Raw genomic sequence first — 24,073 nt, 5'->3', positions numbered from 1 at the left:
TTTCACACTAAATTCCGGCTCCCGTTGCGACATTAGAACTTTCAACAATGCAAACGGCTAACTCAGCCAACAAATATTAGAAAGAAATAACAATAAGTAATAATGCAAAACATCCTTAGACATAGTCGATCAATACTGTTTGTTATTACTTTTCATCTAAAACAAAGGCAATTACCTGGGGGCGTTTATGAATTTGGCGATAGCGATATTCTCGTCAAAATACGATTATATACTTCTGCTACTTTCGCTTGCGATTTGCTTGGCTGGTACCGTTTTTGCCTTGCAAACCTCCGGGAAATTCCGCAAGGACAGCAGCGGAGCGCGGACTATTTGGCTGCTCTGGACAGCCCTTGTGATGGGTACATCGCTTTGGGCTGCAGCGGTGTTTGCAATCTCTGCACAGGTCACAACCGCCCAGTCGGGCTTTGAGATGACGAGTATCCTCGCTGTACTTTTCCTGGCTGTTGCCGGCACATTTGCCAGTTTTGCTCTCTCATTGAAAAAGCACCTCCGGCTATTTTTGACCTTGAGCGGCATAGTTTTCGGATCGACAGCTGCAGCCACATTTATGCTTGTCGAGCGGTCCTTTAAGGTCGCGGGCGCAACTCCTGCCGATCTTCCATCCTATTTTTGGCCGTTCGTCGCAGGCGCGGGTTTAGGTTCAGTACTGTTCGGATTGGCTCTCCGCACCGCAGGTAAAGGTCAGATCAAAGTCTCCGCCGCAATTATGGCAGTGCCAGTTGCTGCGGCGTTCCTGACGGCTCCGGTCACCAATCTGCCCATTGTTCCACATTGGTTTCCGGCAGGCATGGAGTTGTTGACGACGTCCCAGGCGTTGACAATGGCCGTTCTGGTATCCGCACTTTGCGCGGCCTTCACATGCTCTGGAGATCTTCTGGAAAACTTCCGCAAACAGGCCGCCCGCCGCGCTTACCATCATCTGGCGCTACAAGATAATCTAACGCATCTACCGAACCGCCACTATGTCGAAAATGTTGCCAAGCAACTGCTAAAAGAAGCGCGAGACAACGAGACGATCTGCGCGGTCGTTCTGGTAAGCCTGGATGAATTTAAGGCAATCAATGACCTGCACGGGTATTCCACTGGTGACGCCGTTCTGCGCCGCATGGCCAGCCTCTTTAGAGCTCAGTTCGGCGACCCTGTTGTGATAGCAAGGTTTTATGGTGACGAGTTCTTGATCATCGACCCATCGGTCGAGACACCCGATGATGCCACGGCCCTCGCGCGTAAGGTTCGCGAATTGGCGCGGCGTCCGATCCAGACGGAGAATTACCGCCTGTCTGTCCAATGCAGTATTGGCCTGGCCATCTATCCGCGTGACGGCCAGAATTTGAATCACCTGGTTCAGCGCGCAAACCTTGCTGCAAAACAGGCCAAAGCCGTCGGCGGAAATGCCATCCAGCCGTATGTAACCGGCATGGAAGAAAATAATCTCTGGGAAGCCGCCCTGGCGTCCGATTTACGCAATGCCACCTTCGAAAATCAGCTGAGTTTGCTGTTCCAAAAACAAAACCAGACCCAAAATGGTCGCCTTATTGGCTATGAAGCGCTGGTACGGTGGCGGCATGCGGAAAAAGGTTACATTCCACCCGAAGATTTCATTCCGATCGCTGAACGTTCGGGAATCATTCTCGATATCGGCGCTTGGGTTCTGCGAGAAGCATGCCGGGAAGCGGCCAATTGGGACGATCCAGTAACCGTTTCGGTCAATGTATCGCCGTATCAGTTCTCAAGAAGTGATTTTTCCGGGCTTGTTTCGACTGTTTTGATGGAAACTGGCTTAAGCCCGCATCGGCTCGAAATTGAATTAACAGAAAGCACCCCGATCGAAGATCACGAACGGGTTTCGCAAACGATTGAAGCCTTGCAAAAAATGGGAATTCGGGTGGCAATGGATGATTTTGGGACTGGCTATTCATCCCTGAACACGTTGCAGGCATTCCCCTTCGACAAATTGAAAGTCGACCGGGTCTTTACCCAATCCCTGGAAACCAGTTCGCAAGCCCGGGCAATCCTCCGGTCCGCAGTTCTTTTAGGTCACAGTTTCGGCATTCCCGTAATTGCTGAAGGTGTTGAAACGGAGCAACAACTCGAATTTTTAAAAGAAGTCGGTTGTCAGGAAGTACAAGGCTTTCTGTTCGGTAAACATCTATTGCCGTCACAAATCAAATCTACTGAAAAAGACAAACATAGACGCGCTGGTTAAGCATGATAGACTTCTAAAGACGGAACAAATATCCGCAGCAATAAATAATTCTCAAAAATTCACTATATAGTGAATTGTGACATTATCATTTTTGCAATATAGTTTACAAAAATTAACTATAAATATTCGATTACAATTACTTTTGATTAACCATAAAACTTTACCGTAATAGCAGATAACGAATTTGGTGCTGCTATGACAATTCCACATGCATCTTCAAATCCTGACAAACACCCTGCTGCATCTTTGCAGAAGTTGTCAGGCATACTCATGGCCAGCGCTGCGTTGGTCAGCATGCTGCTATCCGGATTTCCCGCCGCTGCGCAATCTCTGGAAGAAGCAATGGGCGCAGCTTATGCAGTCAATCCGGGTTTGAAGGCTGAGCGATCCCGCTATCAAGCCACCAATCAAGGTGTCTGGACTGCTCGCTCTGAGTTCCTGCCAACGGTAACCGGAACCTACGTCGGAGAGCACAATTCATTCCGCAATGAGCGAAACACGCTATCAAGCGATAGATCCGTTTTTCACGAACTCGGCGTTTCTATGTCTCAGACCCTGTTTCAAGGTTTTGCCGGTGTGAACCGCCTCAATCAGGCGCACGAAGAAGCTCAGTCAGGCCGCAATCAGTTGATTGGAGCTGAACAGACCCTTTTGTTCGATACCGCTGACGCCTATCTCAGGGTCGTTCGTGACCGTGGCGTCTTGGCTTATCTGCGGGCCTACACCAGGATTGTGAAGCGGGAAGTGAACGCCGCGCGCGCGCGCTACAAATCCGGCGACGCCACCCGCACCGATATCGAGCAGGCTTTGGCTCGCTATGCTGAAGCCCAAGGCAACAGCGACCAGGCCGTTGGCGATCTGGAAGCATCCGAAGCCCTCTATGAACGGCTGACGGGACAAAAGCCTGGCAAAATTGGCTGGCCGGGAATTCCCAAATCGATCGAACCCGCCGGTCTTGACGATGCAATCACGATTGCTTTCCAGAACAACCCGTCCATTCGCGCCGCCACAAACGACGCCCGCGCGGCCCGCTATGCGGCACGAGCCTCTATCGGTGACATGCTGCCACGTGTCACGTTGGAAGGGTCTTGGGAAAATGGCTATCGTGGTAATCTGAGCACTACGGACACCGAAGACTACCGGCTCGGTGTCAGGGTCACGGCGCCTTTCTTTACCGGCGGACGGAACGTTGCTGCGGTCAAACGCGCAAAATACACGGCTTCGCAAGAAGAATATGAGCTGGACGATACGCAGCAAATCATCCGGGAGAATGTTATCCGGGCGGTGAAGCAGCGGGCGGCAGCGCGCTTACGAGCCAAAGCCGGCGTGCGGGCGATTGAAGCCAACAAACGCGCCGTCAAAGGATTGCAGGTCGAATTTGAAAGTGGTCAGCGAACCCTGTTGAATGTTCTTGATGGTGAACGGGAACTATTGCTCAGCCAAGTCGACTATGTCCGGGCACAGTACGACGCGAAGATTGCGGATTTCTTCCTGCTTGCCAATATCGGCAGGCTGGCACCACAACACTTTGCCATTATCGAGGAACGCCCGGGTCCTGTGGCTCGAATTGTTCCGGAATTCAACACCTGGGATCTCCGCCTCGGAGCGACAGAAAACGACATCTATCAATCTGATGTTATCGAGATCGCCACGACAGAACCTGTGATTATAGAGACAGAGCTACCTGCCCCGATCCAATAGGTTTCAAGCAAAAAAGCGGGCCCTTACAGGTCCGCTTTTTCTTTCCAGGCTTCAGATTGAACGCTGGCTTAGTACTGAATGCCCTCAATCTCTGAGAAATCGACTTGGGCGCCATCAGCCAAATCAATATGGCCTCCGGCATCCTGAGACAGGGTGATCTCGCCATTGAGAGCATCAACGTTTTCGATCGAGCCTTCGGTCGTGGTCACAGACCAGTCTGCCCCATAGGAACCAAGCGGCGTTCCGTCAGCAGCATCGCCCAGGTCGACAATGTCGATCCAGTTTTCACCAGCGCCGCCATAGATGGTGTCATTGCCATCACCAAGCATATAGGCAAACACATCGGATCCGTCATCGCCGAGTGTGGTGTCATCGCCTTCGCCGCCACGGATGACATCATCGCCCGATCCACCGGATAGGAAGTCATCGCCATCCTGGCCGATGACCGTATCATCACCGCCACGGGCGTAGAGGGCATCATCCGCATCGCCGCCAACCATGACATCGTCCTGATTGGTGCCATACTCACTGACCGAGCTGTCGTCATCGACATCAACAACATCCAGCGTGATGCTTTCAGTGTCCGACAGGCCACCGCTGTCCGTTGCTGTGACGTTCACCGTGATGCTTTGCTCGTTCTCATAGTCGAGCGCAACGCCGTCCTTGAGTTTCAAGAGATACGCGTCCCCATCGGACACCACTTCAAAGCGATCATCCGAAACTGCAAACGTGTGCGTGTCGCCCACGTCCGGATCTACGACGGTGAGTTCGACAACGCCTGCACCTGCTTCGTTTTCAAGCACGTAAACTCCGGCATCATGGGTATGCCCATGCGGTCTGCCATCATCGCCATCGTCGTCGTCATCGTCATCATCATCGTCATCATGATCATGTTGCCCCTTCGGCCCATCGTGATGGTGACCCCAATGGTCATCATGATGGTCATCGGTATGGCCACCTTTGTTGTCCGGTGTGTAGATTGCATCACCTTCGATCAGGTCCGGAGCCGTGTTGTCGCCACCTTCCGTCACTTCGATCGGGAACTCTGCACTCGACTGAGTGCCATCGCTCGAGATCGCTGTTACGTTAACATTGATGGTTTCTCCTGCGGTCAGCGTCACACCGTCCGCAACCGTGACAACGCCGGTGTTCTCATCGATGTCAAAACGGTCGTCATCAATCGAATAAGTCACCGTGTCGCCCGCATCAGCATCCTGAGCGAAGGCGGTCAGACCGACAACTGCACCAGCTGCGGCAGTCGCGGCAACCAGGTTCTGCGCCGTATTGGAGTCACGCACCGGACCTACAGGCACGTTGCCATCTTCCGGCTCGACGTCGATCACGTCGATCACGATGGTTTCGGTATCCGACAAGCCGCCACTATCGGTCACTGTCACGGTGACGGTCACCTGTGTTTCGGTTTCGTAATCCAGCGCGTCGCTGTCTTTAAGTTTCAGCACATACGAACTGCCGTTGGACACCACTTCAAAGCGGTCATCGGAAACGGAGAATGTATGACTGTCGCCAACATCAGGATCAACGACGGTCAAGTCGCCCACGACAGCGCCAGCCTGCTCTTCATAGACGGCAGCAGTCGCATCGGTTTCAAAAACGGTCTGATCAAAGACCAGATCATCATGATCCATGTCACCGCCATCGACCTGATCCTCGAAACTGACGGTCACACCCATTTCTGTGGTGTGGTCATATCCGTCCGGATTCAGGGATGCGTCGCCGGAGAAGTAGACATTGGCGTCTTTGCCGTCGAGCGGCACACCGTTCGCAGTAAACGCCTGCCAATTCCCGCTGCCGTCTTGTGCGAAGGTAACCTGATCGCCGCTCGCCAGCCCGGAATTGGTGTCGGCACCGTCCGGAATGAGGAAATAACCAACATCACCAGCATCTACACCTTCAAGATAGACAGTTGCGCTTTCTCCTGGTGTCAGCAAATTCTGGTCAACCCAGACGATTTCGCCGGCAACCGGATTGCCACTGCCGTCCATAATGAAGACACCCAGCACATTGCTGTAACCCGCGACTTCAGAAACAAAAGTCATGGTGACCGAGACGCCTGCGCCAAGTTCCGGATCAAAGTCGAGATCCGGTGCAGTGTTCATTTCGGTAACATCAATGCGGAAGGTTTCTGTAACACTTGATCCATCGGTCGAAGTCGCCGTTACCTCCAAATCAATGAACGGTGTCTGATTTGGATCGAAATCAACATTGTCCGCAACAGTGACAACTCCGGTATCCGGATCGATCTCAAATCTTGGATCTGTGATCGAATAGGATACCGCATCCCCGGCATCCGGATCGTTCGCAAAAGCCGTTAGACCGATCACCGTTCCACCAGGGGCATTGACTGCAACGGTGTTGTCCGCTGTATCCGTGTCGACGAGATCGCCAATCGGAGCATTGGCTTCATCAATGTCGATCACATCAATGACCACAATTTCAGTGTCGGACAAGCCGCCCTGATCGGTCGCAGTGATCTCGAGCGTGACTTGAGTTTCCGTCTCATAGTCGAGTGCCTGGTCGTCCTTCAGCTTGAGCATATACTTGTCGCCGGATACAACCACTTCGAACCGGTCATCGGACACAGTGAAGGTGTGCGTATCACCCACATCCGGATCGATCACCGACAAGGGTGCGATCTCGGCGCCCGCGAACTCTTCAACCACAGCCGTGCGGTTGTCAGAGACGATGGAAACACTGTCGATCAGCGCACCGCCATTGTTGTCAGATCCAATCTCGACAAAGGTCAATGTGTTGGAGCCGTCGCCGGAGCCGCCCACAATGTTGAAATTGTAGCTCTGCCAACCACTGCCTGTTGTGGCAGGATCAATTGTGTCGATGAGTTCACCATTCCAGTAAACCTCGGCAACACTCTGACCGACCCCACCACGGGACTTCATGTCAAAACTCAGCTCGTAGACCTGACCTTCGAGCTGGCCTTCAATCTCTTGCGAGGCCCAACCATTGGTCAAAGCCGCAAGATCCAGATGGTGACCACCATCGGTCGCACCGAAGTTGCCATGCCCAGCCTGGTGGACATCAACATCATTGTAAGTCCAGCCCTCGATGGAATCCGGATTCTGATACCAGCCAGAGCCGTCGCGCCCGCCCAAGGTTCCATCGAACACTTCGAAGCTGCCGTTGACGACAAACTGCTGCGAACCATTCTCAAGATGGACTATGAGGTCTGGTGCTTGGTTGCCATCGGTGACTTCGACGGTAAACGTCTTGCTGGATGTCGACCCATCCGTTGATGTGGCCTGAACCATCAGATCGATCGTCGGCTCACCACTGGCGTCAAACTGCGCACCGTCCGCCACTGTAATAACACCGGTGTTTTCGTCGATCTCGAAGCGGTCATCACCACCGGTCAGCTCATAGGTGACTGTGTCTGTGGCGTCTTCATCTTCAGCGAAAGCTGTAATGCCAGTGTTTTCACCACCATCTGCGGTTTCGGAAATGGTGTTGTCATTGGCATCAACGTCAGACACCGGACCGATGGCAAATTCGTTCTCGTCCCCAACCTCAACCGTGAAGGTCTTGGTCGTTGACGAACCATCGGTCGAAGTCGCTCTGACTGTCACATCAATGGACGGGGTTGCTTCCCGGTCGATATCGGCACCCGGCGCAACAGAAATCACCCCTGTATCCGGATCAATCACAAACGGAGAATTCTGATCAATGATCTCGTAAGTGACCGTATCGGAAGTGTCCGGATCCGTTGCAAAGGCTGTGACGCCTACGACGGTGCCGCTATCGGAATTCTCTGCCACCAGATTGCTGCTGGCATCTGCATCGGACAGAGGACCAATTGGCTCAGAACCCTCATCAACATCAATGACATCGATGATAACGGTTTCCGTATCGGACAAGCCGCCGCTGTCTGTCGCAGTGATTTGGACGGTCACCTGTTGCTCGGTTTCGTAATCGAGCGCCTGATCGTCCTTCAATTTCAGCAAATACTTGCCATTTGACGCAACCACTTCAAACCGGTCATCGGACAAAGTAAAGGTGTGCGTATCGCCAACATCCGGGTCGATCACCGAAAGTGGAACAACTTCGGCGCCTTCCAACTCTTCAAGAACTGCAATCCGGTCCGTTCCGGTGAGTTGAATGTTGTCGAGGAACGCTCCGTAAGTGTTGTTGTCTTCGCTGGTTTCGCGGAATTCAAGGACATCATTGCCGCCCGTTCCGACAACCTGGATCTCAACCGTTTGCCAGCTACCAGCATCCGGATCGACGCTGGAGAGCAGCTCGCCATTCCAGTAGATTTCTACCGTGTTGGATGCGTCGTTGGTCCGCGCCTGAATGTCGAAGGAAAGATCATAGACCTGTCCCAAAGATGTCTCGACCGTCTGGGAGATCGAATTGACATTGGTTTCAGAGTCCAGCTCGAGATGCTGCTCGCCTTCCGTAGCAGAGACACCTCCGAAGCCATCCCAGACTTCCATTTTGCCGTTGCTCGTCCAGGCACCGGAGCTGTCTTGCGAAAACTGCTTCCAAGTCCCACTGGCAACGTCAAAGGATTCGAACGATCCGTTCATGATGAGATTGGTGCCGAGACCTCCATACTCAACAATCAGATCCGGCGGTTCATTGCCATCGCTGACATCAACGGTGAAAGTGTTGCTGGACGAAGACCCGTCGGTGGACGTCGCCTTGACCGTCACATCAACAGTGGGTTCAGTTTCCGCATCGAACTGCGCACCGTCCTTGACCGTGATGACACCGGTGTTTTCGTCAATCTCGAACCGGTCATTCCCGCTGGTGAGCTCATATGTCACCGTGTCGGTGGCGTCTTCATCCTCGGCAAAAGCCGTGATGCCAGTATCTTCACCGCCATCTGCAGTTTCGGAAATGATGTTATCGCTGACATCAACGTCCGTCACCGGTCCGATCGCGAACTCATTCTCATCGCCAACCTCGACCGTGAAGGTTTTGGTTGTCGAGGAGCCATCCGTCGAGGTCGCCTTGACGGTGACATCAATCGAGGGTGTTGCTTCCCGGTCGATATCGGCACCCGGCGCAACAGTAATCACCCCTGAATCCGGATCAATCACAAACGGAGAATTCTGATCAATGATCTCGTAAGTGACCGTATCGGAAGTATCCGGATCGGTCGCAAAGGCTATGACACCGACAAACGTTCCGCCATCTGCGTTTTCGGCAACCATGTTGCTGCTCGGATCCGCATCAGACAGAGGACCAATCGGCGCCGAGTTTTCGTCAATATCAATGACATCGACGATGACGGTTTCCGTGTCAGACAAGCCGCCACTGTCGGTGACTGTTACCTGAACAGTGACCTGTGTTTCGGTTTCATAGTCGAGTGCCTGATCGTCCTTAAGCTTCAGCAGATATTTGCCATCTGATGCAACAACTTCAAACCGGTCATCCGACACTGTGAAGGTGTGTGTGTCGCCGACATCCGGATCGATCACGGAGAGCGGCGCAATTTCCGCACCCATGTACTCTTCCAGAACAGCGATCCGGCCATCGGAGCGGATAGATACGCTGTCGATATAGGTGCCGTGACTGTTGTCAGAGCCGATTTCGACAAATCTCAATGTATTGGATCCATCGCCGGATCCACCAACGATATCATAGCTATAGCTCTGCCAACCACCGCCGCCATCTGTCGGATCAATGGTGTCGATCAGCTCGCCATTCCAATAAACTTCAGCAACACCTTCCCCTGGTGTGTTGCCCCGTGAATTCATATTGAAGGAGAGCGTGTAAACTTGGCCATCCAGCTGGCCTTCGATGACCTGAGAAATGACCCCATTGTCATCGGCGGTCAGGTCAAGCCTGTGGTCGCCATCGGTCGTACCTTCGCCATGGCGGGCAGACTGATGGATATCCACATCGGCATAGTTCCACCCGTCCAGAGTGTCCGGGATGTCGTACCACCCGGTTCCGTCCGTCCCCTTCAAAGTGCCCGTGAAGTTTTCAAATCCGCCGTTGATAACCAGTTCATTGGCAGCGTTATCAAGATGGACAATCAGATCAGGCGGCTCGTTGCCGTCCGTGACATCAATGGTGAAGGTGTTGCTGGACGAGGAGCCATCGGTCGATGTTGCCGTGACCGTTACATCGACAGTCGGTTCGGTTTCAGCATCAAACTGGGCACCGTCCTTGACCGTGATAACACCTGTATTTTCGTCAATCTCGAAGCGGTCATCACCACCGGTCAGCTCATAGGTGACCGTGTCTGTGGCGTCTTCATCTTCGGCGAACGCCGTGATGCCAGTATCTTCGCCGCCATCTGCGGTTTCGGAAATGGTGTTGTCGCTGACATCAACGTCCGTCACCGGTCCGATTTCGAATTCGTTCTCATCACCAACCTGAACCGTGAAAGTCTTGGTTGTTGTCGAACCGTCCGTCGACGTTGCCTTGACGGTCACATCAATCGACGGTGTCGCTTCACGATCAATGTCGGCACCCGGTGCAACAGAAATAACACCGGTGTTCGGATCAATGACAAACGGGCTATCCTGATCGACGATCTCATAGGTGACCGTATCGATAACATCCGGGTCTTCAGCAAAAGCTGTCACACCGACGACAGTGCCGCTATCGGAATTCTCGGCAACCAAATTATTGCTGGCATCCGTGTCAGATAACGGGCCTATCGGCGCTGTGTTTTCATCAACATCGATGACATCAATGATGATGGTTTCTGTGTCAGACAATCCACCGCTGTCCGTCGCGGTCACAGTGACAGAAACCTGCGTTTCGGTTTCATAATCGAGTGCCTGATCGTCTTTTAGTTTAAGAACATATTTGTTTCCAGAAACAACCACTTCGAAGCGGTCATCAGAAACCGTGAATGTATGCGTGTCGCCGAAATCAGGATCCGTAACGGTTAACGGCGCAGCTTCGGCTCCCTCAACTTCCTCAACGATAGTGGTGCGGTATTCAAAATCAGTCGTTCGCGCCTGGAAGATGAAATCATTGAAGTCTTCATCACCGCCATTGAACTGATCTTCAAACGCGATTGAGAGGCCGCTTTCAACAGTATGATCCAGCCCATCTGGATTCAGGGAACCATCGCCTGAGAAGTAAACATTGGCGTCCTCGCCGACCAGCGGCGTTCCGTTTTGGCCAATTGCCTGCCAATTGCCACTGCCATCCATTTGGAAGGTAACCATGTCGCCGGCAGCAATGCCCGAATTGAGATCCGCGCCATCCGGGATCAGGAAATAGCCGATATCAGCAGCATCTACACCCGGGAACGCCACATTTGCCATTTCACCCGGGGTCAGTTCGTTGCCGTTGGTCCAGATAATCTGACCGGCAACCGGGTTGCCGCTCCCATCCATGACAAACACACCGAATGTGTTGCTGTACCCGGCCCCCTCTGAAGTGAAGGTGATGGTGGCGCTTACACCGTCGACATCACCGGTTTCAAACACCAGATCCGGCGCTTCATTTACGTCCAGAATGTTGACTGTGAATGTGCCTGTCGATGACGAGCCATCGGAGGACGTCGCAGTGATATCCACATCGACCGTCTGTGTCTGCTCATAGTCGAAGCTGACACCCGGCTTAACCGTCAGAACGCCTGTGTCCGGATCAATATCGAACCGCGGATCGTCGGTGGAGTACGTTACGGTGTCGGTGTCGTCCGGATCCTCGGCAAAAGCCGTGATTCCAACTTCTTCGCCGCCGGTTCCATTTTCGGCAACGGCGTTGAGGTCATTGTTCGACGTGTCGATATCAATCACCGGACCAATATCAGACTCATTGTCATCGCCAACGGTGACCCGGAATGTTTCTTGCGATGTTGAACCGTCGGTCGAAGTGGCCTTGACCGTCACATCAATAAACGGCGTCGTTTCGCGGTCGATATCTGCGCCAGGACCGACAGTAATCACACCGGTCACAGGATCAATCACAAACGGGGAATCCCCAACAATTTCATAGGTGACTGTGTCGGTTGCATCGGGATCTTCAGCAAAGGCGGTAACGCCAACAACCGTGCCTTCGTCCGAGTTTTCCAAGACGAAATTGCGATCGGCATCGGTATCAGTCACAGGTCCGATTTCGAACTCATTTTCGTCGCCAACAGTAACGCGGAATGTTTCCTGCGATGTCGAGCCATCTGTAGACGTCGCACGGACCGTCACATCGATAAACGGCGTTGTTTCACGGTCGATATCCGCGCCTGGGGCAACTGTAATCACACCCGTCGCCGGGTCGATGACGAACGGAGAGTCCCCAATGATTTCATAGGTAACTGTATCGCTTGAGTCCGGATCCTCGGCAAAGGCCGTGATACCCACGACTGTGCCGCCGTCGGAATTTTCCTGAACGAAGTTATTGGCATCATCGGTATCGATAACCGGTCCAATTTCGAATTCGTTGTCATCCCCGACGGTGACGCGGAACGTTTCTTGAGATGTCGATCCGTCTGTGGACGTTGCCCGGACCGTTACGTCGATAAAAGGTGTTGCCTCAAAGTCGATATCAGCGCCCGGCGCAACAGTGATCACGCCTGTTACCGGATCAATGACGAACGGAGAATCCCCAACGATTTCGTAAGTCACAGTATCCGTCGCATCCGGATCTTCAGCAAAAGCTGTGACACCCACGACTGTGCCGCCGTCGGAGTTTTCCTCAACGAAGTTGTCAGTCGCATCGGTATCAATAACCGGACCGATCTCGAACTCGTTTTCATCACCGACTTCAACCCTGAAGGTCGCCTGAGAGGTCGAGCCGTCGGTGGATGTCGCACGGACCGTTACATCAATGAACGGTGTTTCTTCCCGGTCGATTTCTGCACCGTTGGCCACCGTAAGAATACCGGTTACCGGATCGATCACGAATGGCGAGTCGCCGATAATTTCATAGGTGACAGTATCGGTTGCATCCAAATCTTCAGCAAACGCTGTGACATCAATGCCGGTCCCGCCGGTGGCATTTTCCATCACAAAGTTTGCGTCTGCATCCACATCGGTCACGGGACCGATTTCGAATTCAGTGTTGTCATCGCCGATCTGGATAGTGAATGTTTCTTCTACTGAAGAGCCGTCGCTCGAGGTCGCGCGAACTGTGACATCAATCGAAGAAAACTCTTCGCGGTCGATAACCGCACCCGGACCGACGGATATCACACCGGTAACCGGGTCGATCACAAACGGCGAGTTGCCAATGATTTCATAAGTAACGTCGTCACCCAAATCCGGATCGTCTGCAAAAGCAACCACACCAACCGGGGTGCCCTCGACAGCGTTTTCCTCAACGATGTTGTCACTGGGATTAACGTCGCTCAACGGGCCGATTGGGCTGCCGTCGTCACCATCGTCACCGCCGTCGTCATCACCATCACCGCCCGGACCGCCGTCGTCGCCATCATCATCGTCGCCAAGCGCTTCCAGGCCGTCGGTCGGGCCCGCGCCACCGCCGCCGCCGCCAATGCCATCGCCAATCGTCGGATCTCCAGAAGGGATGCCATTCCCACCAAGATCAAATTGAGAAAGGCCCGCATCCAAGCCTCGGGCTTCCGGTGCATCCCCGTCACCGATACCGCCAGCATCACCGATGCCACCATCAAATGTTTCTACAACATCCAACTCACCGTCCGGCAGTGGAACGTTATCAGTTTGGTCAAGACCCAAACCGTTTCGCTGAGCTCCCCCTCTGCCATCACCATCTAAGCCGCCGTCACCAGCCAGACCTTCGCCATCGTGCAATGCCGCACCGGTTCCCTCATATTCTAAAGGCACCGCTTGGAATAGGTTAGCCACAGTAGCTTCACCCGTATCATCCGGATCAATCGACAACGTGTAATCATTGCTGTCTTTCGGCCGATATGGATCTCCGGTTTGAGCATCTACCCGCGCCACGTTTGACGGAGTCGCTTCCGCGGATGCCCGGGTCGCAGACTCTGCACTCGAGCCGTCGATCGGTTTGCCAGATGTTTTCGGGGTGTCAGTATTAGCCATGGCTCGCACGTGCTCCATTAAATCATGGAACCAATTCGCGCAGGCTTGTCTTAACAAAAACCAACCCAGCTCTGCGAAAAACCGCTACATCTTGATGTAAATTAGCGACTTCCAAAGTTCTTGGTAAACGGTTTTGAAACACTTGCGCGTCTTAATAGAGGTAGGAGGCGCCTGGTATGGTCAATTTTATCAGTAATGCATTGGCAAATACTGCATTACCTCAACTAAAGTTCCAATCTTCAGAGAATGGAAGCACGGTTAAAACACCAAAACTACCACGTCCGGTAGTGTTTGCATCCATACTTGTGAATGTATTAGGGCTGGCAATGCCGCTCACAATTCTACAAGTATATGACCGAATTCTTCCCAATCAGGCGACCGACACTCTTATTGTTCTTATCGTCGGCCTCGGTGTCGTTCTGGCCATTGATGCAGTCCTCAAAATCGTTCGCTCATATGTGGTTGGCTGGTCGGCAGCCTCTTTTGCGCACAAGGCAAATATGGAAGCTGCACATCGTCTGCTTGGACCCAAATCCGATGCAATGACTGATGCCAGTGTTTCCAAACACCTGGATTCTCTAAAATCTCTGCAATCACTGTGCGACCAATACGGCGGACCGGCACGCCTGCTCGGAATCGACTTGCCGGCGAGCATAATCTTTCTTGTCGTTTTGTTCCTGATCGGTGGCCCAATCGGATTTGTGCCTCTGGCACTTCTGGCGATTTTCATGCTCCGCACTGCAAACCTCAACTCAAAGCTCAATGCGTTGGTTGAAAAACGCGCAGAGCATGATCAGCGCAAATATGACTTTGTTTTTGAAGTTCTTTCGGGTTTAAACACGATCAAGGCGATGGCGCTGGAACCGGTCATCCTACGCCGCTTTGAACGCTTGCAGACACAGATTTCGCGCCTTGGCTACGATCAGATTGACCTGAACAACCGCGCTCGCAACACCAGCAGTTTCTTCACAGTGCTCACCACCGTTTGTGTTGTCTCCTCTGGAGCCCTCATGGTGATGGGCGGTTTTATTAGCATTGGTGCCGTGGCCGCTTGTACTTTGCTCGCCGGTCAGGTGGTGCAGCCGCTGCTGCGCGGTATCAATCACTGGACGGAAATGCAGCGGGTCAAACACGATTACCGTGAAGCCAAGGCCCTTTTTGATCTTCCCATTGAAATCAAACAAACAGCCCGGGATGTCCCTGTTATTGGCAATCTTAGTCTGCAAAATGCCGGCTACAGTGCCCGAAGCGATGTTGTCGTTCCAATCCGCGGCGTAAACCTGTCAATCAATGCAGGCGAAACGCTCGCATTTGAAGGCAGCGATGGCAGCGGCCGGTCGACCTTATCGCGTTTAATGTCTGGCGGGCTTGAGCCAACATCGGGTTCCATATTGATCGATGGCCATGATCTTTACGGCGAAGATCACCGCGGTCTGCGCCGGCAAATCGCCTATGTCGGCAATGACGCGGAAATGTTCTCCGGAACCATCCTGCAAAACCTCACTCTATTCGGATCGCAGTCGACACCACAAACGGCGCGCATGGCCGCCGATCTAATTGGCTTGGAAAAGGATATCCATCTGCTGCCGCTCGGCTATGACACGCAGTTGGGCAACGCCATTGAGGAAAACTTGACGGATTCCATGATCCAGCGGATCGCGATTGCCCGCGCTTTGGCACGGGAGCCAAAGATCCTGATCCTCAACGACGCCAATGGAGCACTTGATCATCGCGGCGAAGCGGAACTTGTTGAAGGTCTGAAGCGGCTCAAGGGGCAGTTGACCATGATTATCGTCAGCCACCGCCCATCTTTCAGAGCCGTTGCCGACAAACAATATCTGCTTGAAGGCGGACAGCTCAAACCGATGCCTGCTGCCCCAGCTCCCAAGAAATACAAACTGCATGCCCGCAAACCTGCCGGCATTCTAAAAACCAGCCAAGGAGCCTGAAATGTCCCTGGCCGCATTTGAAAACTCTTCCGGTTATATTCACGGCGCAAATCCTTCCGACAGGCAAATCAGCCTGGCAAGCCGGGTTCGTCAGCATTCCAGCGTGGCAATTGAGCGCAATTCGGCTGCCGAAGCCTGCCTTCTTCCAGTTTTGGAAGCCCTCGGATGGGATGGCATGGAACGCCACCTATTTGAAGCTTTGCCCCACCTGGAAGGGGTGGCAAGCATATTTGAACTCCGTGCGGTGCTCACCCGGCTGAACTATCGGGTAACGGCCTCGACGAGAGGTTTAAAGCAACTGACGCCTGAACAGTTTCCTTGTCTCTTGAAGGTCGGCAACAATGTTTGTGTTGGTCTAGGGCCATCAAACGACGGCCGGTTGCGCGTCTTTAGCGGTGAAGCTCAGCAAAACATCAGTTTGAGTTTTGCCGATCTCAAAGACGCAGAGCTTTATCTGATCGAAGAAGAAGACGCGAGCGTAAGCGCCGGCTTCAAACACTGGTCTTCCCGGCTGTTTCACCGGTTCCGCGGCACATTGGCCTCCATTATGGCGATCGGGTTCCTGGCCAATATCCTTGCCCTCGGACTGCCGCTGTTTGTGATGAACGTCTATGACAAGGCGATTGGCGCAAAATCCGTAACGGTTCTCCTCACCCTGATGGTCGGGATTGCGGTGATCCTGTGTACGGATTGGCTTGTGAAAGGGACCAAGTCTCATCTCCAGGCCTATTTGGGGGCGCGTCTCGATGCCGTTGTGGCCAACTCCACATTCCGGCATTTCCTCCACTTGCCGCTACCGCTCACAGCCTCGGCGCCAATCGGAGCGCAAATCACCCGGTTGAAGCAGTTCGACGGCGTTCGTGAAATTTTCCACGGCAACCTTGCCAACGCACTGATCGATCTGCCGTTTTCTGCATTGTTCGTGGTGGTTCTTGCGCTGATTGGCGGACCACTTGCTCTGCTGCCGGCAGGCTTGCTGGCACTTTACATCGTCGCGGCCCTTTTAATCGTTCCGCGCATGAAAACGGCAATCAACCGGGCAGGCGAGGCCAAATCACGCCTTCAAAACATCACGGTTGAAATTCTGGCGAAACGGAATGCCATCCGGGATCTGTCGGCCGATGACATCTGGATCGAAAAGTACCGGACCTTGTCCGCCGATTTTGCGCAGAAAAACCTGATCACAAAGCACCTTTCGCAAATCATGCAGGTCATCTCCCAGATGATGATGACCCTTTGCGGCATCGGCGTTCTTGGCTTCGGCGCAATCTTGGTCATGTCTCAAAGCCTGACCCAGGGCGCGCTCATCGCAGTCATGGCCCTCTCCTGGCGTGCGCTCAATCCGATGCACCAGGCATTCTTGAGCTTTTCCCAGCTTGGTCAGGCCCAGCAAACCATTGAGCGGATCAACGGCCTGCTGAAAATCGATATGGAGCGTCAGCCTGGCAAACTGCCGAGCCTGCACCGCCAGTTCCAAGGGACAGTCCGTTTCTCCAATGTGGTGCTCCGCTATCCGGCCCGGCAGGAACCAGCTTTGCGGAACTTCTCTTTGCAGGTTGAACAGGGATCAGTCAGTGCAATCACCGGCCCCAGTGGCTGCGGCAAGACCTCCTTGGTCCGGGCAGTTCTCGGCCTCTACAAACCGCAAATGGGCGCGGTTTTGGTTGATGACTTGGATATCCGCCAGCTCGACCCGGGCGAATGGCGCCATGCGATCGGCTACGCGCCCGAGCATTATGATTTCTTCTACGGCACCATCGCCCAGAATTTCCGCATGGCAAACCCGCAGGCGGACAACGACCAGGTGCGGACGGCCTTTGAGGATTTCGGCCTTCACAACTACGCCGACTTGCTGCCGCAGGGGGTTGAGACCCGCCTGACTGGCCAGCTCCTGCAAGTTCTGCCCGACAACGTCAAACAGCGCATACTCCTTGCGCGCGCCTTCATCCGCCCGGCATCGATCTATGTGCTCGATGATCCGGCCGGAAACCTGGATTTCGAAGGCGACAAACTTCTGATGAAAAAGATCGAGCAGGTCCGCGGCAAGTCGACCGTTATCCTGACGACCTACCGGCCCAGCCACATGCGCATGGCCGACCAGCTCATCTACATGCAAAACGGCATGGTCGCCATGGCCGGCGCCCCGAGTGAAATTTTGGACGACGTGCTCAAGCAGCAAACGAAATAACAGCAGCGTGCGCTTTTAAGAGCCGCACCTTCTGACAACCGCCGAGGAAGAACCAATGGCAACGAAAGACAGTTCAGATCCGCTTCGCAAAGCTGTTTATGGCCGCGTGGGCTTGCCGCTTGAATTGGAAGACGGCGTTCCGCCCGCCTTTTATTCCCGGCTCTTGACCGGTCTCACGATCGCGACAGTGGTTCTTCTTGTTTGGGCGGCCATCGGTCAAATCCGCGAGGTAGCCAACACCATCGGCGAGATCACCCCCGCTGGTCAGATCCTGGCGGTGGAACATCTTGAAGGCGGCATTGTCAATGATATCCTCGTCAAGGAAGGTCAGCTGGTAAAAGCCGGCGATCCACTGGCGCGCCTGGAAAAAGAAGATACGACCGCGGAGCTTGCCAGGATCCAGAGCCGGTTGAGCTATTTGGAGCTTGAGGAAGAACGCCTGAGAGCCCAGGAGTACAGCGATCCGAACACGATCGGCCTGCGCCTCGACCCAACGGTCAACGGCCTCAGCACCCAGCAGCGCGCAGCGCTGACAGCCAACCGGAAGGCAGTTGCCGACGAGCAGGAAGCCTTCACCGCCCGTGTTGGCCAAAAGAGAGCAGAAGTTGTCAGCCTCGAAGCCCAAATTGAACTGCAAAAGTCTCAAGTCGCCTTGGAAAAGGAAAAGTTCGAAATCCAGGAAGGCCTGTTGAAGGACGGCTACACCTCCCGGCGGCGTTACCTTGAAGCCAAGGGCGAGTATCAGCGCTCTCAAGTCACCCTGGAGCAATTGTTCGGCAACCTCGCGCAAGCCCGTGAGATGTTGACCGAGGCTCAGGCCAGCCTCAGTCAGGCGGGCGCTGAAGTGAACCGGGATGTGGCTGATGAACGGGCCCGGATTGCACAGGAACGCGCGGAACTGAAACAGGAAATCGCCAAGCTGGAAGACCGGCAGAAGCGCCTCTTCGTCAAAGCCCCGGTGGATGGCTTCATCAAGTCCCTCGGACAGACGGGCCGGGGCGCTGTGGTTAATCCGGGCGACATGATCGCTGAAATTGTACCGCAGTCGGAAAGCATGGTTGCCGAAGTTAAAGTCAACCCGAAAGACATCGGCCACATCAACGTGGGCGACAAGGCCGAGATCACCATCACCAGCTATGATCCGAACATCTATGGCACGATCATCGCCGAGGTGGGAACAATCTCCGCATCCAGCTTCCAGGATGAGTATGGCGAATACTATTTCAAAGCCGATCTGGCCTTCCCTGGGAACACAATCGGCGAAGGCAATGTTACCAGCCCTATCCGTCCCGGCATGCAGGTCAATGCCCAGATCGTCACCGGATCCAAATCGATCCTCAACTACCTGCTGAACCCGGTTACACGGGCGATGCGGACCGTGTTCTCCGAGCGGTGATCTGACGCTTCCAAGCAACAACAAAGCCCCGGCCATTTTGAGGCCGGGGCTTTTTGGTTTTATCCGCAATACTCGTCGTGTTCGAGACCGCCTGGTTCCCACCGCTAAAAGTACTACAACCAAAATAGAAGCGGTCTTCAGATGAGAATTCTTTGCCTCCAAGCTAAAGTTCCCATCAATAAAGTAACACGAAAATAACTGTTTTTGCGCACACTACCCGTCGCATATATCTCCTAGGAGGTCAGGGTGAACGCGCAAGAAGCACAAAAGACAGACGGCTCACACGATGCCAGTGCGGCAATCGGACAGGTTTTGTCCGTGCGCGGATCTGAAGCTCTCATTGGATTGCCAGCCCCTTGGCCCAATGATGGAGCAAGGGCAACTGTCGGTAAATTCATGGCGATCAAGGCCGGTAAGCGCGAATTGATCGGGATGATCAAGGAGGTTTCAGCCCGGAATTCCGGTGGAGGGCAAAATCCAAACCTGAAGGCGGTTGCGAAAATCGCACTAATGGGGGAGATCGCCACCGACGCTGCGGGTACGCAACGCTACAAGCGCGGCGTATCAGGTTATCCTTCGATAGGGGACCCTTGCCACTTGATCACAAGCAAACAGTTACGGCTGATTTACAGCCCGGCCGATGCTCGCACGATCAAGATTGGGCAGATGAACCATGACAGCCGGATTGACGCACATGTCGATGTTGACAATCTGATCTCGAAGCACTTCGCCATCTTGGGATCAACAGGTGTCGGAAAATCCAGCGGTGTTGCTGTTATCCTCTCCGAAATTTTGAGAGTCCGCCCCGATGTACGGCTGTTTTTGCTAGACGGGCACAATGAGTATGGCAGCTGTTTTGGCGAAAAAGCCAATGTTATCGATCCACAAAGTTTCAAGCTTCCGTTCTGGATCTTTAACTTTGAAGAATTAACCGACGTGATCTACGGCGGCCGGCCTGCAGTGGCTGAAGAAGTCGAAATCCTGTCGGAGCTCATTCCGATCGCGAAGGCGACCTATCGCGGATATAAATCGGCCTCTACTGGCGTTTCCATTAAAAAGGTTGACCCCAAACAGTCAGGTTTTACGGTCGATACGCCTGTTCCCTACCTGCTGCAGGATTTGATTTCTCTCATCGATAACCGGATGGGCAAACTTGAGAACCGGTCCTCAAGGATGAGCTACCATCGGCTGTTGATGCGCCTGGAGACGATTACCAACGACCCCCGCTACGCGTTCATGTTCGAGAACGCCAGTGTTGGCGGCGACACTATGGTTGACCTTCTCAGCCACCTGTTCCGGCTTGAGCCGGATGGGCGGCCGATCTCGATCATGCAATTGGCCGGCCTTCCGGTGGAAGTTGTGGATGCGGTCGTATGCGTCCTGTGCCGCCTTGCCTTTGATTTCGGGCTTTGGAGTGATGGCGCGATGCCGTTGCTATTTGTCTGTGAAGAGGCCCACCGCTATGCTTCGGCCAATCCAGCGGTCGGATTTGGTCCAACACGGCGCGCGCTCGCCCGGATCGCCAAGGAAGGGCGCAAACACGGTGTTTTCCTGGGGCTCGTAACACAGCGACCAGCGGAACTCGATCCGACGATCATTTCTCAATGCAGCACCATGTTCGCGATGCGCATGGCCAACGAACACGATCAGGAGCTGCTTCGCTCAGCGGTCGCGGACGCTGCAGTAAACCTCCTTGATTTCATCCCGTCACTTGGCACGGGTGAAGTCGTCGGATTTGGCGAGGGCATGCCGATCCCCGCCCGGCTGACCTTTTCCCGGCTTGACCAAAAACTGCTGCCACGGAGCGTTTCCGCTTCGTCCTCGCTTGCAGGCGAAGCCGGCGCACTGCTGGATCGTAACTTTATCAAGTCTGTCGTTGATCGCTGGCGTGGTGCGACAAAAGCGGGTAAAGGCCCTGCCGAGGGAGCACCTAGTGCGCGGACCTCAGCGCCCGAACGCGCACCAGCCGGAAAAGACATTTCAGCCATGCTGAGTGATGCTCGGCGCCAGGTCCTCAAGCGTTAGCGGCAATCAAATGACCGACCAAAAACGGGAGAACAAAGGGTCCGCTTGGGACCCACTCGTTAGGGTGATCGATGAGCTGCCGGTCGGTATTGCCGCGGTCTCCAAGTCTGGCCTTGTGGATTATGCCAATCCGATCGGAGCAGCCCACGCTGGTTTTCCCGCCGATCAGGACATCATCGAAACCGATGGCCGCGTGTTTCAAGTTGCGCAGATCAATGTCCCTATGGGGCCGGAAGTCTGCCATGTGCGCCTATCAACTGACATCACGGAACAGCGTCAGTTGGAAGACGAGCTCTTCCAGCGGGCGTTTTACGACGACCTGACCGGGCTGCCAAACCGCAATATGGTTGAGAGAACCGTGATGTCGCTGGCGGAAATGGACGATGCGGCCTTCGAGCTTGCCATCATCGATCTGGATGGCTTCAAACAAGTCAACGACCATTATGGCCTCTCAGCAGCCAACGCACTCTTGGTGAAGATCGTTGACCGGTTATCCGCCGAACTTGGGACCTCCGACATGCTTGCGCGCGTGGCCAGGGACGAGTTTGTTCTGTTGCGCTCTCCGGCGACAGAGGCCGGCGCCGTTGCTTCTGATTATCAGAAGTACATGTCACTGCTGAAGAAACCGTTTTTCATTGACGGTCTTGAGGTCCTAACGTCGGCTTCGATAGGCGTCAGTGTCTACCCCGATCATGGCGAGACATTCGAACAACTTTATTCCAATGCGGACCGGGCCATTTACCGGATCAAAGACGAAACAAAAGGCAGTGTCCGTTTTTTCGACCCGGCCTTTGATGACGCCTCCAACGAGCGCATGAAACTGGAGCAAAGGCTGCGGCTCGCTGTGCACGATCAGCGCCTGTGCTGCGCATACCAGCCGAAGGTCGATTTCGGTTCCGGCGAAGTGGTTGGCGTCGAGGCTTTGCTTCGCTGGCGCGACGAGAATGGCGATATTCGCCCGCCCGGAAATTTCATTAACATGGCCATTGAATTGGGGCTCATGGACGAGATTACGCATCTCGTTTTAGCTGAGATTGTGGCCTCAAGAGGCACAATCGAGGCAGCTTTTGGCGCCAACACAAGCATTTCGATCAATGTCGCGGCCAGTCAGGTGGAAGATCCCCGGTTCATGGCGCCATTTCTTGAGAATATTTCTGAAACGGGGATTGCGGACCGCTTTATGGTCGAGGTGACCGAGGAGGCGTTTTTGCTCAAAAGCCGCTTCCAGACCGAAGTGCTGCCAATGATCCGGGAGACCGGAGCGCGCGTTTCGATCGATGACTTCGGAACAGGATATTCTTCGCTCTCTGCGCTTTCCGAGATTACGGCAGATGAGATTAAGGTCGACCGCTCGTTCATCACAGACATTCATAAAAAACCGCGCAGCCAGAGCGTTTTGAAAGCCATTGAATCGATGGCCCACGCCCTGGACATGTCGATCATTGTCGAGGGCGTCGAGACACTCGATGAACTGAATTATCTTAAAGGTGCGACCGGAATCCAGCTGGCTCAGGGGTACTATTTTGCCAAGCCAATGCTTCTGGATCAGTTCTCGAAACAGACGCTTCTTTCCGGCGACCTGCGCGCTCCCCCGACGCCTGCACGCGTAATCCCGACGCGGGTGTCCGGGACTCGGTCACAGTAACAAAGGTGAACCGATATCAGCCGGCACGCCCGGATATGCGGACGGCATTCTCCGAATGGTGATCTGAGATCAGTGTAAAACCTAGAAAGCCCTGGCCGGTTGGCCAGGGCTTTTTATTCTAAAACTTATTATTTGTATTGTCTTTTACCGGCCCATAGCTGCAGTTCGTATTACAAGGTATCAAGCTCATCCTTGAGGATCCTATGAATCAACCGTCAGTGACCCTGAGAGCTGCAAATCCGACTTTTGATGACGGCCTTGCCTGTGCGCATTATGCAAACGAAGCGTCGGAGGGCTTCATGCAGGTGATGTTCGGACGCCGCTATGAAGAAATTATTGCCAACGCATTCCTGCAACCCGATCACGATAGCTCCTACCAAAACGTAACTTTTGCAGAGTGCGACAACACCATCGTGGGAATGATTTTGGCCTACACCGAAGCGCAGCATCGTCGTTCTTCCCGCGAACCTCAGAGGAAGGCTGCCGGTAGGCTGAGGCTACGAATGAGGATCGTGGAAGTGTTGTTGGCACCACTCATGCGGCTAAACGATTCCATCGAGGAAGGCGATTTCTATCTCCATTTCGTGGCCGTTGACAGGGAAAGACGTGCAGCAGGAATCGGGTCCGTATTGCTGGATGCCTTCGAAGATCAGGCTCGCGCCAGTGGGTCGACCCGACTATCGCTCGATGTGTCCGTTAGGAATGAGGTGGCGCGCCGGTTCTACGAGCATCGCGGATGGAACGTCGAGTCTGAGTGGCCGAACTCATGGTTCATGCCGTCACTGTCCGTTCGTATGGCGAGACCGTTGTGAGGCTTCGAAATCGGTCTGGACGCGCATGGGGGACCTTGGTTTGCGAAACAAAGAACGTCCGGTTGCCGCCCGAAAGTTGCGCTCCAATAACGATTTTCCGATCTCAACAAGCACCTTCCAAACAAAAACCTCCGAAAGCATCCCGCTTCCGGAGGTTTTTATTGGTTT

General features: G+C 53.9%; 8 protein-coding genes and 1 pseudogene. 8 read left to right on the top strand and 1 reads right to left on the bottom strand.

Annotated elements, in window-relative coordinates:
- The first annotated feature begins 187 nt into the window (after positions 1–187).
- Both FJ695_RS08170 and FJ695_RS08165 read left to right on the top strand, forming a co-directional pair.
- A complete protein-coding gene (locus FJ695_RS08170) occupies positions 188–2,227 on the top strand; it encodes a bifunctional diguanylate cyclase/phosphodiesterase (RefSeq protein WP_141184971.1) in 2,040 nt (679 codons plus the stop codon).
- A gap of 270 nt (positions 2,228–2,497) precedes the next feature.
- Positions 2,498–3,928 (top strand): TolC family outer membrane protein, encoded by a 1,431-nt coding sequence (locus tag FJ695_RS08165; protein WP_209010972.1) that lies wholly within the window; start codon positions 2,498–2,500, stop codon positions 3,926–3,928.
- Positions 3,929–3,996: 68 nt separating this feature from the next.
- Here the strand turns inward: FJ695_RS08165 and FJ695_RS08160 are convergent, their stop codons facing one another.
- Positions 3,997–13,890, bottom strand: a complete 9,894-nt coding sequence (locus FJ695_RS08160) for a cadherin domain-containing protein (protein ID WP_168206296.1) — start codon at positions 13,888–13,890, stop codon at positions 3,997–3,999.
- A 176-nt stretch (positions 13,891–14,066) separates the two neighbouring features.
- Here FJ695_RS08160 and FJ695_RS08155 point away from each other — a divergent pair, with 176 nt between their 5' ends.
- The 6 genes and pseudogenes from FJ695_RS08155 to FJ695_RS08130 all read left to right on the top strand — a co-directional run bounded on the left by FJ695_RS08155 (position 14,067) and on the right by FJ695_RS08130 (position 23,905).
- Positions 14,067–15,839, top strand: coding sequence for a peptidase domain-containing ABC transporter (locus FJ695_RS08155; RefSeq protein ID WP_141184968.1), 1,773 nt, complete (start codon positions 14,067–14,069; stop codon positions 15,837–15,839).
- Position 15,840: 1 nt separating this feature from the next.
- Positions 15,841–18,027 (top strand): peptidase domain-containing ABC transporter, encoded by a 2,187-nt coding sequence (locus tag FJ695_RS08150; RefSeq protein ID WP_141184967.1) that lies wholly within the window; start codon positions 15,841–15,843, stop codon positions 18,025–18,027.
- A gap of 154 nt (positions 18,028–18,181) precedes the next feature.
- Positions 18,182–19,423, top strand: a pseudogene (locus FJ695_RS08145) (HlyD family type I secretion periplasmic adaptor subunit); the annotation flags it as partial.
- 246 nt (positions 19,424–19,669) lie between these two features.
- A complete protein-coding gene (locus FJ695_RS08140) occupies positions 19,670–21,448 on the top strand; it encodes an ATP-binding protein (RefSeq protein WP_168206294.1) in 1,779 nt (592 codons plus the stop codon).
- Between the two features lie 10 nt (positions 21,449–21,458).
- Positions 21,459–23,093, top strand: a complete 1,635-nt coding sequence (locus FJ695_RS08135; protein WP_209010971.1) for a bifunctional diguanylate cyclase/phosphodiesterase — start codon at positions 21,459–21,461, stop codon at positions 23,091–23,093.
- 203 nt (positions 23,094–23,296) lie between these two features.
- Positions 23,297–23,905 carry an N-acetyltransferase gene (locus FJ695_RS08130; protein WP_141184964.1) on the top strand — a complete coding sequence of 203 codons (609 nt, stop codon included), beginning with the start codon at positions 23,297–23,299 and terminating at the stop codon, positions 23,903–23,905.
- Positions 23,906–24,073 lie beyond the last annotated feature (168 nt).

Source organism: Labrenzia sp. PHM005, from assembly GCF_006517275.1.
Taxonomy (GTDB): Bacteria; Pseudomonadota; Alphaproteobacteria; order Rhizobiales; family Stappiaceae; genus Roseibium.
This window is presented reverse-complemented; position numbering and strand designations above follow the sequence as displayed.